Raw genomic sequence first — 13,602 nt, forward strand, 5'->3', positions numbered from 1 at the left:
TTCAGCTCCTATTAACTAAAAAAGTTCCACCAATCATAGATTAGTGAAACTAGATTGATTATGCTAATGTACTACCATTTTCAAGTGTTGGATCAACAGTCACAACTTGAATGTCTCCATTTTGTTTTTCAACTGACAAAATCATTCCCTGACTGACTTCCCCGCGTAATTTGATTGGTTTTAAATTAGCAACAATGATTACTTTTTTACCGACCAGTTTTTCAAAATCAGGATACCACTTAGCGATTCCGGAAACAATTTGACGTTGTCCATCGTCCCCAGCATCCAATTCAAATTTCAAAAGTTTATCGGCTTTGGCAACTTTAACCACTGATTTAATTTCAGCTACTTTTAATTCAACTTTTTCAAAATCAGCAAAATCGACTTCATTTTTAAGATTCTTAAGTGTAGTTACCCCAACATGCTTAGTTTCTTTTTTAGTTTCAGCACGCTTCATAGCTGCTCGGCCTTTAGTTTTTTCAGGAGCTGTCATTTTACTCTTGATGTAGTCAACTTCTTCATTCCAGTCAACGCGTGGGAAAATTGGTTCACCATTTACAACAACCTTACGACCACCTTTAAATCCATCTAAACTAGCATTTTTGATGTCAAACTCGTTACCATCATTTAATCCTAATTGATTATAAATTCTAAAAGCCGCATTAGGGATAGCTGGACTAACTAAAATAGCAATCAACCGCAAACTAGCAGCTAAATGTGCCATCACATTTGCCAATGCCTTAGCATCTTCAGGATTTTCAGCTTGAGTTTTAGCTAATTTCCAAGGTTCGGTTTGATCAATATACTTATTCGTTTGGCCAATTAATTTCCAAACAGATGACAATGCATCTGACAAATGTACTGTGTCCATTAATTCTTTATATTCTTTAGTCACACTAACTGCCATTTCTTGTAACTCGCGACTAGGTTCGTCATCTGTAGCAGTATAATCTGGGGAAATCCCATTTTCATACTTATTAATCATGGCAATGGTACGATTTAACAGGTTTCCAAGGTCATTGGCTAAATCATAATTAATCCGATCTACAAAGTCTTCTGGAGTAAACACTCCGTCACCTGAAAATGGAACTGCCTTTAGTAGGTAATAACGAGTTGCATCTAAACCATAACGATCAACTAAGTCTTCGGGGTAAACTGCATTTCCTTTAGATTTAGACATCTTACCATCTTTCATAGTAATCCAACCGTGGGCATAAATTTCTTTAGGTAAGGGTAATCCAAGGGCATGTAAAATAATAGGCCAATAAATACAATGGAATCTCACAATTTCTTTTCCAATCATCTGGAGATTAGCAGGCCAAAATTTCTTAAATAGTTTATCGTTATCACTATCGTAGCCTAGATCAGTAATATAGTTGGTCAAGGCATCAATCCAAACGTAGACAACGTGCTTGGGATTAGATTTAACTGGAATCCCCCAGTTAAAAGTCGTTCGTGAAACTGCCAAATCTTCCAATCCTGGTTTTAAGAAGTTATTAATCATTTCATGCATCCGAGAAGTAGGTTGAATAAAATCAGGATGTTCTTTGTAATAATTCATTAACCAATCAGCATATTTACTCATTTTAAAGAAATAGCATTCTTCATTTACCAACTGAACTTCGTTTCCAGTCGGAGCTTTCCCCCCAGTTATATTACCCTGGTCATCTTTATAAACTTCTTCTAGTTGTGATTCAGTGAAGTATTCTTCATCAGAAACTGAATACCAACCTGTGTATTTACCTAAATAAATATCTCCTTGATCCAACAATTGTTGAAAAATCTTTTGAACAGCTTGAACATGACGATGGTCAGTTGTTCGGATAAAATCATCATTTGAAACGTCTAGATTCATCCATAAGTCTTTGATACTTTGTGCCATTTTATCAACATAAGCTTGTGGTTTAATCCCTAATTTTTCAGCCTTTTGTTCAATTTTTAGACCGTGTTCATCGGTTCCCGTTAAATAATAAACATCATCACCTAACTCGCGGTGATAACGTGCCAATGCATCGGCAGCTACAGTCGTATAGGAGTTTCCAATGTGCAATCTACCAGATGGATAATAAATTGGTGTCGTAATATAAAATGTTGACTTTGTATCTGACATGTCACTTCTCCTTTTCGTTTTACCAATGTTGTTATTATACTACACTCATTAACTGAGTGGCAGCATGCAACGGTTTCGCTGTTTTAAAATAAATCTAATTGCATGGATGCCAAATCAGCATCATTTTGATTTAAAATTTGTTTCAAAGTGAGCGCATTTGGTGCGGCATTGTGTCCTGCATTATTATTGAAAATCACTGCCACTTCCTTAGCATCTTTAGCTAAATCAGTTGCAACCTTGGCAATTTCTTCTAATTCAGTTTGATTATAATCATAACGATAACGTCCCATCGTTCCCTTAGCCCAAGCAGCTTCGTTACGACCATGTAATCGAATAAATGCAAACTCTGGAGTTGTAACTACCGGAACTAATGGAACTCCATTGCTGGCAGCATGTGGTTCATCGACAACGACTTGCGTCATTTTTAAACTTCGCAAAAAAGCAGACGTATCCTTTGTGACCTCTTCTCCTGCAAACCAGCTATCATTGCGGAATTCAACTGAGATTGGCAAGTCTTCCATTACTTGTCTAACCTGACGAATATATTGAATACTATCGTTATTACACTTAAATGATGGTGGAAACTGAAACAAAATCGAAGCTAATTTACCAGCAGCTGCCATTGGTTGAATCACTTTAATAAAATCACTAAATCGCTGACTTCTAATTTCATCAGTCATCTTTCCAAATCTAGTCATTGGTGTTTTTGTCATGGCATAGTTAGCTTTGACAATAAATTGAAATTTTTCTGGAACTTCATTAATCCATTTTTCAATCCAAGCGGCTTTGGGGACACTATAAAAAGAACTATCAACCTCAACAATTGGAAAGTGAGTTGCATATTCAGGTAAAGTTAATTTCTTTTTGCCATTAGCCAAAGCCGGATGATCTGTCCACGTTGCTAGTCCAATCTTAATCACGATATCACCTATACTTTCAGTTTATCAAAAAAGTCAACTGCATCCATTTGTTGCATGATAAAATCTCCAGGCAAAGCTAGCTTTTCTTGGTTAATTACAAGTATTTTTGCCTCTGGATTGCGATAATCTAATAATCCAGCAAATGGATAAACTCGCATTGAAGAACCAACCACTACTAATAAATCGGCATTTTGGACTGCCTGTACACTCTTAATAACTGTTTCTTGGTTAATACCTTCACCATATAACACAATATTGGGACGCAAAATCCCACCACAATTTTGATGATACATACTTTGCGCATATGTTTGATAATCAACATGTTTACCACACTTCTGGCAATAAATATCATATAAATTACCGTGAAATTCATTTAAATGCCGAGCATCCGCTTTTTCATATAAATTATCGACATTTTGCGTCACAATGCTAGCCCGGTTTTGCCGAGTTAAAATTGACTGCTTTTTTTGAATAACATTTGGCTGTGCATTAGGATAGTACATGTTATTCATTACATACTGATAAAAAACCTCTGGTTCGTTTACCAAACAATCATGACTTAGGTAATATTCAGCTGGTTTGTCAGTTTTATCAGTGGTATATAAACCACCTTTAGAACGATAATCAGGAATTCCGGACGGAGTTGAAACTCCAGCTCCTGTTAAAAACGTAATCTGCTTAGCATCATCAAACAACTGTTGTAATTCATTAAATTCCATTTTTAGCCCTCGATTATCTAATCAAATAAGGAATCTTCAATTCATCAAACAATTCCTTCACTGTTTTTTCATATACTTTTGCAAAGAATTCTTTACTGCGTTTTTCTCCAGCTGGTCCTTCTATAACAAATGAATTTTGTTGATCAGTCAAAGTGAACCCAACATAAGCACGTTTTTGCGTATTTTTGGCCTTTAATTCTGAATAATAAAGTTTAAATACTTGGTTAACTTGCAAACCTAACTGTCGCTTAGAAAATACCGAAGTTATCATTGCAAAGTCATTTAGATATAATTGTGGGATATCCCATACCTTCATTTGCGCATCAAAAGCACGAAATAACTTTACTACGTTACGGCGCATGGAAAACGGCGATTTAGTAGGTTTTGCTGAAATAAGCTGATATAACTTTGCAGCTGCATCAGTTGCAAGTGGAAAGTTTTGTTCAAAAACAGCCTTGTGCTTAGCAAAATCAGGACCAAAGAAAACCATAGCATCTAATACAACTATCAGTCTTAATAACATTTCACTATCAATTCGATCCGATTCAGGAGTAATGGTATGTTGAACTCCTTTAATAAATTCTGCTTCAACTGATTCAGTTACCAAACCATGTTTGCGCTGTTCGTTGTATACCACAAAATGAGCGACTGCATCGAATAATTCGGTTCCAACATATTGAATTTGTTCATCAAGTGCCTGATCACCAGTTGTTAAAGGAAAGTAGATCTGAGGAAATCCACGTAATGTCATTAATAAATGTAACAACTCATGACTAGCAGTAAAATCCGGTTCAGTATTATCATTAATCTGAATCAATAAATTATCACCATCTTGAACCACTTGAGCTTGGTCATGACGAACATATCCCGCTACTACGTTTCCGATAAACTGAACTTGTACATCGCCAGGAAAATAATGAGCTACTTCGTTTATTAAATCGTGGGTCTTACCACTTAATTTTGGGGTATTATTCATGATGATTCTCGCTTTCCTGCTTAATTTCTTTCACAATCTGTTGAGCTTTTTCTAAATTTTGCTCCTGAAGCGGCAATTGTGCTAGTTTAATAACCACTTCTTTAATTTGATTCGAGGTAGCTCCTGCAGTCATTGCTAATGATTTCAGCTGCAGTTTCATATGGCCACGCTGAATCCCATCTGTGACTAGTGCTTTTAAAGCAGCTAAATTTTGTGCTAACCCAACTCCAGCTAACAAATTCATCATTTCCAACGCTGAATCAAGCTGTAGAATCTGGTAATTAATCTTACTCATAGGAAGCAAATGAGTCGCTCCTCCTACTGTACCTGTCGGAATGGGGAGTTTGATACGTCCTTCTAATCCAGCTTCAGTAACTCGCCATTTCGTTAATCCTTTGTAATTACCTTTACGAGCAGCATAAGAATGGGCAGCACTTTCAACGGCACGCCAATCATTTCCTGTGGCTACTACTACTGCATCAATGCCGTTCATAATACCTTTATTATGCGTAGCAGCTCGTTTGGAATAGATGTTAGCTACATGAGCTGCTTCAGCAATTCGTTGCGCTACTTCTTTGCCAGAAATATTGCCCCGCTGTAATGAAGCAAATGGAACAATGCCAGTGGCTACCACTAAATTATGATCTCCATAATTTGAAAGAATGCTCATTAAGACTTCTTCTCCCAAATCAGTTTCAATAAGTTTAGCAACGGCTTCTAACATTGAATTCATTGTGTTGGCGCCCATTGCATCCCCAACATCGACAAATAATTCTAACGAAATATGTTCCTCATCAATCATATTATATTTAATATCACGAACTCCGCCGTGATTAATAATACTAGGATGGGCATCTAAAGCGCACTGAATAAGTAGCTGTTTATTTTCTGTAAACCAGTCTTCAATTAATAATACATTATCAGTTTTAATGATGATTTCACCAGTTAGGACGCGTCCCTCTGCTTCAGCATGAATTCCACCGCCATCTGCTAACATTTTAGCTCCATTGCTAGCAGCTGCAATTACGGAAGGTTCTTCAACTACCATCGGCACCAGATACTCTTTATTGTTAATCAGAAGGTTAGTTGCAATTCCCTCTGGCAAGCCGTAATCAGTCAAATAGTTTTCAATCAGTTCATCACTCACTGCCTGAAAATTATATTTAATTGTTGCCAGATTTTGTTCATCTAATTTGGCAAAATCTGCTACTAACGCTAAGCGATCCTGATACGATTTTCGAAAAAAACCACTAAAATTTTTCATATCCTAACTTCCTTTCTACAATCTATAAGTATCTTTGCACAAATTCATTGATAATCCCTTCACGAACTCCTCCATCTGAAAATATTACCCGTTTGGAGTCAATAAAATCCATCACAGAGGTTAAATTGATTAGACCGCCAACAATTACGTCAGCACGATCGCTGTCTAATCCATTAATTGACTGTCGCTGAGCCAAATCATCACTCAAAAAAATGCGCATCGTGGCATTAATTTGTTTTCTAGTTAGTTGATAATCCTGAATCTGATCAATCTGCTTAAAATGTTGCTGACGTCGATTAATACGAGCTAATGTCCGGGCTGCCCCACCAATTAAAACGATAGGATAATGAACTGGATGCCTAAGCCAACTAATTTTACTATAAGTTTCAATCATATACTGCTGAGCTGAAAAGAAATCAACCGCTGTGATTTTGTTTTCCAAATGAAATCGCTCAGTCATTTTAACTGCACCAGTAGGAAGACTAACTAAATTAATCGCCTTTTTATTTCTAACATGAATAATTTCAACGCTTGCTCCGCCAATATCCATTAAGACATAATCACGGATCTTTAAACGATTTACAACTCCTTCATAATCAAAATAGGCTTCTTCCTTACCAGTCAAAACTCGAACGTTAATTCCAATTTCAGTTTTAATATTATTTAAAAAATCTTGTTGATTTTGTGCTTGACGTACAGCAGCAGTAGCAATGGCTTGGACCGTTACATTTGGTAGTTTATTGTATTCGGCTTTAAATCGTTTTAATGCAGCAATAGTACGCTTCATTGCTGAAAATTGAAGAATATTTTTTGAACCCATTCCTTCAGAAAGTCTGGTATCATTTTTCATTCGTTTGATTTCACGATAATGACCAGCTGCATCAATTTGATAAATAGCCATGCGAACAGAATTTAAGCCCATATCGATAATGACAAAATTCACCATGTAACTCGCCTCCATTAGCTTTTAATCTAGTTAAAATAATTAATTCCCATTGCGTTCCGAACTTCTTGTAGAGTCTGTTCGGCTACTTGATTAGCTTTTTGACTACCATCCTTTAAAATTTGATAAACCTGGTCTGGATCATTTTCAAATCGTTCCCGACGTGTGCGAATTGGATCTAAAATATTTTGTAAAACATCATTTAAATATAATTTAATTTTAACATCGCCTAGACCGCCACGGGTATATTGATCCTTCAATTCTTGAACTTTATCATGATCTTCTGCAAAAATATCCAAATAAGTAAAAACCGTATTTCCTTCTACTTTTCCAGGATCTTCTACATGAATATGATTAGGATCAGTATACATCGACATAACTTTCTTCTTAATCGTGTCCGCATCATCTGAAATATAAATCGCATTATTTAGGGATTTGCTCATTTTAGCATTACCATCCAAACCAGGAATTCGTCCTTCACCCTTTGGTGGAAAATATCCCTTTGGTTCAACCAACACATCTTTGTGATAAGCATTATTAAAACTTCGGACAATTTCTCGGGTCTGCTCAATCATCGGTTCCTGATCATCACCAACTGGCACTACAGTCGCTTTGAAAGCTGTAATATCAGCTGCCTGACTAACTGGATAAGTTAAAAAACCAGCTGGAACACTTTCGTTGAATTTCTTTTGTTGAATTTCATGTTTGACCGTTGGATTTCGTTCTAATCGAGCAACAGTTACTAAATTTAGATAAATCATGGTTAATTCATTTAAAGCTGGAATTTGTGATTGCACAAAAATGGTTGATTTGTTGGGATCAATTCCAACTGCTAAATAATCTAATGCAACTTGAAATAAACTGTTTCTGATTTTTTCCGGATCACGTGCATTATCAGTCAATGCCTGCATATCAGCAATCATAATAAAGGGATTGTATTTCCCAGTATTTTGTAATTTAACTCGATTTTCTAAAGACCCTACAAAATGTCCAATGTGTAATTTCCCAGTAGGACGGTCCCCGGTTAAAATAATTGGTTTTTTATCCATCATAATTTCTCCTTTGATATTAAAAAAGCGTCCATTGATTAAAAATCAATAGGACGCATGTGCGTGGTACCACCTAATTTGCACTATAAAGTGCCACTAAAATTATAAGGTAATTACCCTTTTTCCAATTCGCTTCGTCCGACCAATCTCAGCTACCATGATCTCTCTGTAAAAATGACTCCACTACTAACTAAACTTTCCTACTATTTTAGGGGTTTTCGCCATAATTGTCAAAGTACAATAAGATTGACAGTTGTGTGATTTCCAACTAGAATGATGACCGACTTAGGAACAAGGAGCTGAATGATGAATAAACACGAAGAGCAGCAGGAACAGGAACGCGTAACTTTTGTTTCACAACTACTGGCAAATAAAATCAAGAAAACAAAACAAGAAGTTGAAAACGCAAAAGCCGAAACTCAACAAGTACAAAAAAATTATGAAACAAACACCTCGGTTAACTATTTAGAAGCAGATGATCGGATTGAAACCAAAGCCGAATTGCAACAACAGCGAAGTTTGGTTAACAAAGTTGTCGAGGATGAAAACATTATGAAACGCCAGCTTGATACTTATCAAGAATTGCATCATTCTCCATATTTTGGACGCATAGATATTCAAGATGAAGGTTTCTCTGATACAGATAAATTGTACATTGGTACTGCTTCTTTAATTGATCAAGACGGAGAATTCCTTATTCATGATTGGCGTGCTCCTATTTCCAGTGTTTACTATAATGGAACATTAGGAAAAGTTAGTTACCAAACGCCTAATGGTCAACAAAATACGAAATTATTAAAAAAACGTCAATTTCAAATCAAAGATGGAAAAATCATTAATTTGTTCGATACAAATGAAACAGTTGGCGATGAACTTTTGCAAAAAGAATTGAGTTCTAAAAGTCCAGAAGCAATGAAAAACATTGTAGCAACCATCCAGCGCGAACAAAATGATATCATCCGTGATACCAAAAGTGATTTGCTAGTGGTACAAGGGGTTGCTGGTTCTGGAAAAACTTCGGCGCTCTTACAACGAATTGCTTTTTTGTTATACCATAGCCGTAATGATCTGAATGCTGAACAAATTTTGCTTTTTTCCCCCAATCTTTTATTTTCAAACTATATTAAAGAAGTTCTTCCTAGTCTAGGCGAGCATAATATGCGTCAAGTAACCCTTGCTAAATTTTTCTCACAACGCATGGAAGGAATGCAAGTTCAAACTTTATTTAATCGTTTTGAAAATCAGGAATTAAATACTGGTATTCATGAATTTAAAGGTAGTCAAAAATTTATTAATAATATTGATGACTATTTACAAAATTTAAAACCACAAGATATTATTTTTACCGATATTCATTTTCAAGGGGAAACTTATTTTTCAAAAGATGAAATTCAAAAAATCTATGGTGGTCTAAATCAAAACCTACCATTGGCTGATAAGCTTCTAAAAACCAAAAATACCTTAATCAAACAACTTAAACAGCGAATTAAAGCTGAAATTAATTCTAAGTGGGTAGCTGATCGTTTAGATTCATTGTCTGATGAACAATATCATGCTTTGCTAGGTGATCAAGATATTGATGATTTTACGGATTTTGATGCTGAACATGATTATATTGCAACTCAATTAGTCAAACAGAATTTAAAAATTGTCTATGATGCTATCTATAATGATAGTTTTTGGGATGTGTATACACAGTATCAAAAATTTTTAGAAAAAGTAAGTTTGTCGGCAGACATTGCACAGTCTGAATGGAAAGCCGATGTTAAACAATTTCAAGATAAGCTTGAATATCATCAAATTCGTTTAGATGATGCCGCCCCAATCTTATACTTACGAGATAAATTTACTGGTGAAAATAAAAATAACGCAATTAAATATCTATTTATTGATGAAGTCCAAGATTATTCGATTGCTGAAATTATGTATTTAAAATTAATTTTTAGAAACGCAAAATTTAACTTAATTGGAGATAGCGAGCAAGCTATTTTTAAGGATGTCGAATCAGCGCCAACACTGTTAAACAAATTAAATAATGCTATTTCGGTCAGACATCCGCGATTAATCTATCTAAATCGTTCTTATCGTTCTACTTATCCAATCACAACGTTTGCTAGTTCAATTCTTCCAGACGGGATAAATATCGAAGCCTTTAACCGTGCTGGAAATAAGCCTATTTTATATCAAGCGAATAGTGAAATGCAGATGAAACAACAACTAAAGGATCTAATCAAACAAGAATTAAAAGACCACCAAACAGTTGCCATTATCACCAAAAATCAAGCTGAAGCTAAAACTGTTTATCGTACTATCCGCAGTGATTTTGAAACATTATTGGTAACTGATAGTGCTCGTTCTATTAACCAAAAAGTCGTTGTGCTTCCTGTGTACTTAGCTAAAGGACTAGAATTTGATTCGGTAATCGGGTGGGATATTTCAAAACAAAACTATCCAGATCAGCATTCGTTAGGAGTGCTTTATACTATTATGACACGAGCAATGCATAATTTATCATTATTAAGCAATGGTCCTGTGACTCCACTGATTCCTAAAAGTGCATTTAATAATAAACTAGTTGAAGTTAAATAAAAAGAAACCATACAATTATGGTTTCTTTTTATTTAGGACATAGAGTCAATTATTTTCTGATTTCTTTGTTGCTGAATTGTTTGTTTCATCATTTTTTAATAAAGTTACAATTTCTTGCAAATATTGATCAGTTTTACTAGGAGTTTTTTCCTTTTTCTTATTAGTAGTTACCTTAACCTTGTTAAGTACTTTTACTAATAAGAAAACTACGAATGCAATAATCAAAAAATTAATTACTGAATTCAAAAAAACTCCATACTTAAACGTAGCAGAGCCGACTTTTATCATCAAATTAGATAAATCAATATTTCCAATAAACATTCCTACTAATGGATTAATTAGATTTTTAACCAGCGAACTAACAATAGAAGTGAATGCAGCTCCAACAATAACACCAACCGCCATATCAACAACATTACCACGAGAAATAAATTCTTTAAATTCTTTCCACATTTTCAATCTTCCTTTCATGAAAAAAGATATTATATTTTTTCTTATATAAATTGTGCGTAACCAATGATATCAAAAATAAACCTTAGTGACTACCAATTTTATTAATCCATAGCAATTTATTTCATAATTTGAAAAATAAATGTATAATTGATTAGAATACTATTGTAAGCGCATTCACATTATCTAGGAGGATCTTACGATGAATGAAAAATTTTTGATTGGAACTTATACAATTAATGATAGTGAAGGAATTTACCAAATTGAATTGGACACTGAAAAGAAGCAACTACAAAACACGTTATTAGTAGCTAAAATCGGTAGTCCGACTTACCTTGCTGAATCAAAAGCCAAAAAAATATATGCAGTTGATCGTAATATGGAACAACCTGAATTACGAGGCGGAGTAGCTGTGTTTGATGGAAAAAAGATTCCTTCACTAATGCTACAAGAAAATATTGAAACTGGAACTTCAGATGCATTCGTAGCAATTGATGAAGAAAAACAATTAGTTTTCACAGCTAATTATCATATGGGACATGTATCTGTTTATTCAATTAATCCAGATGGAACTCTTGAACTTACCGATCGTGCTTTTGCAAAAGGTGAAGTTGGACCTAAACCTGAACAAGCTGATGGAGCTCACCCACATTATGCTAACTTAACTCCTGATAATCGCTTAATCGTTTGTGATTTGGGAATTGACAAAGTTTCTGTTTATGATGTTTCAGATGAAGGAAAATTATCATTAGTTAGCGAATACGAACCCGCACCAGGATATGGACCTAGAAATATTAGTTTTGCTGGCAATAGTAATAAAGGTTATCTCGTTGGTGAACTTAGTAGTGAAGTTTCCGTTTTAGATTATGATCAAAAAACTGGTTCCCTTACTTTAGAACAGGAAATTTCAACAATACCCGATGACTGGACAGAACACAACGGTGCAGCTGCAATTAAGATTTCACGTGACAACCGCTTTATTTATGTATCTAATCGTGGAAATGATTCCATTGCTGTTTTTAAAATTTTAGCAAATGGTACCCTAGAACGAATCCAAATCATATCAACTGAAGGCGAATTTCCTCGTGACTTTGAATTTAGTTCAGACGAATCATTATTAATAGCATGTAATCAAAATAGTGATAATGCTACTCTTTTTGAACGTAATTCAGAAACTGGTAAGTTAACTATGATTCAAAAAGATTTTGAAGTCCCAGAAGGAACTTGTATTGTAAGACGTGATGTATAAATTAACGTAACCAAAGACTTTAAATCAATGAATAAATCATTGACTTAAAGTCTTTTTTATCTAAATTAATACCAATCAGTTCTCAGTAAATTTACCTCAAATTATTACTAAATTTATAATATACATACAAAAATCATTACCTAGTTAAAGATAATCAGAATTTTCTAATTATAATACATAATCTTATGACATTTAATAATTTATTGATATACTTACTTAAAGTAACCAAATATATTTAAGGAGATTTATAATTAATTTTTATAATTTACAAAAGAAACGCCGTTCTATTTACGCATTAGGAAAAAATATCACAAAAACAGATGAAGAAATCTATGATGTTATCAAAAAATCTGTTAGAGAATCACCTACTTCTTTCAATTCACAATCCGTAAGGGCAGTTGTCTTATTTGGCGATTCTAATAAAAAACTTTGGAATATTACGTTAGATAAGCTTCATGAAGTTTCTAAAAGTGAAGATGCTTTTGAGAAAACTGCTAACAAAGTAAACAACTCTTTCAAATCTGGAATTGGTACGGTATTACTATATACAGATGAAAAAGTAGTTAAAAACTTAGAGAATAAATTTCCAAGCTATGCTGCTAATTTTTATGATTGGTCAGAACAAGCAATTGGTATCGCAGATTACTCAATTTGGGTGGCTTTAGCGGAAATGGGTATTGGTGCCTCTAATCAACATTACAATCCATTAATTGATGAAGAAGTTGCAAAAGAATTTAATATCCCGGACGATTGGATATTAAGAGCAGAAATTCCTTTTGGGTCTATTGAAGCTCCTGCGGGAGAAAAAGATTACATGGAAGATAACAAACGATTCAAAATATTTAAATAAATAAAATACTATTAATATAAAACCCCTTAAGTTATGATTCATAGTCAAACTTAAGGGGTTTTATTTATTATGTCTAAATACGAAAAATTATTTTATATGAAAGATATAAAAAAGCATAATTCGTAATTTTAAGCCGCTTCTGGGATTTGAACCCGGAATCTTTTCCTTACCATGGAAGTGCTCTACCTATTGAGCTAAAGCGGCAAGCATATTTTAACATATCTACTAACTTTTAAAAACCTCTCAAATAATTATGCTAAGATTAAAAAAATAGGAAAGGAGCAAATAACTTGATAAAAAAAATATTCACAAAAAAAGACGTCCACCATTCAGGTGAGCGTCTCTTTCTTTTTGGGTTGCGTGGCAACGTCCTATCCTCGCAGGGGGCGATCCCCCAACTACTTTTGGCGTGCTGAAGCTTAACTTCTGTGTTCGGCATGGGAACAGGTGTATCCTTCAGGCTATCGCCACCACACTATGCTT

11 protein-coding genes, 1 tRNA gene and 1 rRNA gene are annotated in these 13,602 nt (G+C 34.5%); 3 read left to right on the forward strand and 10 right to left on the reverse strand.

Going from position 1 to position 13,602, the window contains the following annotated elements; translation table 11 throughout:
- Positions 1 to 58: 58 nt before the first annotated feature.
- The 7 genes from metG to trpS form a co-directional block, all read right to left on the reverse strand.
- Positions 59 to 2,110, reverse strand: coding sequence for a methionine--tRNA ligase (gene metG / locus BHU33_RS07020; protein ID WP_054646740.1), 2,052 nt, complete (start codon positions 2,108 to 2,110; stop codon positions 59 to 61).
- Between the two features lie 83 nt (positions 2,111 to 2,193).
- The gene (locus BHU33_RS07025; protein WP_054646741.1) at positions 2,194 to 3,030 is read right to left on the reverse strand and encodes a DUF72 domain-containing protein; all 837 of its coding nucleotides are present in this window, start codon (positions 3,028 to 3,030) and stop codon (positions 2,194 to 2,196) included.
- A gap of 8 nt (positions 3,031 to 3,038) precedes the next feature.
- Entirely contained in the window at positions 3,039 to 3,749 is a 711-nt protein-coding gene (locus BHU33_RS07030; RefSeq protein ID WP_054646742.1) for an NAD-dependent protein deacylase, read from the reverse strand.
- Positions 3,750 to 3,762: 13 nt separating this feature from the next.
- Complete coding sequence (locus BHU33_RS07035) at positions 3,763 to 4,725, reverse strand: hypothetical protein (protein ID WP_054646743.1); 963 nt, start codon at positions 4,723 to 4,725, stop codon at positions 3,763 to 3,765.
- Entirely contained in the window at positions 4,718 to 5,989 is a 1,272-nt protein-coding gene (locus tag BHU33_RS07040; protein ID WP_054646744.1) for a hydroxymethylglutaryl-CoA reductase, degradative, read from the reverse strand. Before BHU33_RS07040 ends, BHU33_RS07035 begins: the two co-directional genes overlap by 8 nt.
- A gap of 22 nt (positions 5,990 to 6,011) precedes the next feature.
- Positions 6,012 to 6,935, reverse strand: coding sequence for a Ppx/GppA phosphatase family protein (locus tag BHU33_RS07045; protein WP_054646745.1), 924 nt, complete (start codon positions 6,933 to 6,935; stop codon positions 6,012 to 6,014).
- A gap of 26 nt (positions 6,936 to 6,961) precedes the next feature.
- Positions 6,962 to 7,981 carry a tryptophan--tRNA ligase gene (gene trpS, locus BHU33_RS07050; protein ID WP_054646746.1) on the reverse strand — a complete coding sequence of 340 codons (1,020 nt, stop codon included), beginning with the start codon at positions 7,979 to 7,981 and terminating at the stop codon, positions 6,962 to 6,964.
- 306 nt (positions 7,982 to 8,287) lie between these two features.
- Between trpS and helD the strand changes: the two genes are divergently transcribed.
- Entirely contained in the window at positions 8,288 to 10,570 is a 2,283-nt protein-coding gene (helD, locus tag BHU33_RS07055) for an RNA polymerase recycling motor HelD (RefSeq protein WP_056997528.1), read from the forward strand.
- Between the two features lie 45 nt (positions 10,571 to 10,615).
- On the opposite strand, the gene mscL is transcribed toward helD, so the two are convergent.
- Positions 10,616 to 11,023 carry a large-conductance mechanosensitive channel protein MscL gene (gene mscL, locus BHU33_RS07060; protein WP_054646747.1) on the reverse strand — a complete coding sequence of 136 codons (408 nt, stop codon included), beginning with the start codon at positions 11,021 to 11,023 and terminating at the stop codon, positions 10,616 to 10,618.
- 199 nt (positions 11,024 to 11,222) lie between these two features.
- Between mscL and BHU33_RS07065 the strand changes: the two genes are divergently transcribed.
- Both BHU33_RS07065 and BHU33_RS07070 read left to right on the forward strand, forming a co-directional pair.
- Positions 11,223 to 12,269: a lactonase family protein gene (locus BHU33_RS07065; protein ID WP_054646748.1), complete on the forward strand. Its 1,047-nt coding sequence runs from the start codon at positions 11,223 to 11,225 to the stop codon at positions 12,267 to 12,269.
- A gap of 250 nt (positions 12,270 to 12,519) precedes the next feature.
- Positions 12,520 to 13,119, forward strand: a complete 600-nt coding sequence (locus BHU33_RS07070; RefSeq protein ID WP_065866113.1) for a nitroreductase family protein — start codon at positions 12,520 to 12,522, stop codon at positions 13,117 to 13,119.
- Positions 13,120 to 13,250: 131 nt separating this feature from the next.
- Here the strand turns inward: BHU33_RS07070 and BHU33_RS07075 are convergent.
- Together BHU33_RS07075 and rrf are read right to left on the reverse strand one after the other, a co-directional pair.
- Positions 13,251 to 13,323: transfer RNA gene (locus tag BHU33_RS07075), tRNA-Thr, on the reverse strand.
- Between the two features lie 154 nt (positions 13,324 to 13,477).
- Positions 13,478 to 13,594, reverse strand: a 5S ribosomal RNA gene (rrf, locus tag BHU33_RS07080).
- Between the last annotated feature and the right edge of the window lie 8 nt (positions 13,595 to 13,602).

Source organism: Fructilactobacillus lindneri DSM 20690 = JCM 11027, from assembly GCF_002907375.1.
GTDB classification, from domain to species: Bacteria; Bacillota; Bacilli; order Lactobacillales; family Lactobacillaceae; genus Fructilactobacillus; species Fructilactobacillus lindneri.

Excerpts from the sequence above, each read along its gene's own strand:
- metG (WP_054646740.1), bottom strand. The coding sequence starts at position 2,110 with ATGTCAGATACAAAGTCAACATTTTATATTACGACACCAATTTATTAT.
- BHU33_RS07030 (WP_054646742.1), bottom strand. The coding sequence starts at position 3,749 with ATGGAATTTAATGAATTACAACAGTTGTTTGATGATGCTAAGCAGATT.
- BHU33_RS07035 (WP_054646743.1), bottom strand. The coding sequence starts at position 4,725 with ATGAATAATACCCCAAAATTAAGTGGTAAGACCCACGATTTAATAAAC.
- BHU33_RS07040 (WP_054646744.1), bottom strand. The coding sequence starts at position 5,989 with ATGAAAAATTTTAGTGGTTTTTTTCGAAAATCGTATCAGGATCGCTTA.
- BHU33_RS07045 (WP_054646745.1), bottom strand. The coding sequence starts at position 6,935 with ATGGTGAATTTTGTCATTATCGATATGGGCTTAAATTCTGTTCGCATG.
- trpS (WP_054646746.1), bottom strand. The coding sequence starts at position 7,981 with ATGGATAAAAAACCAATTATTTTAACCGGGGACCGTCCTACTGGGAAA.
- helD (WP_056997528.1), top strand. The coding sequence starts at position 8,288 with ATGAATAAACACGAAGAGCAGCAGGAACAGGAACGCGTAACTTTTGTT.
- mscL (WP_054646747.1), bottom strand. The coding sequence starts at position 11,023 with ATGTGGAAAGAATTTAAAGAATTTATTTCTCGTGGTAATGTTGTTGAT.
- BHU33_RS07065 (WP_054646748.1), top strand. The coding sequence starts at position 11,223 with ATGAATGAAAAATTTTTGATTGGAACTTATACAATTAATGATAGTGAA.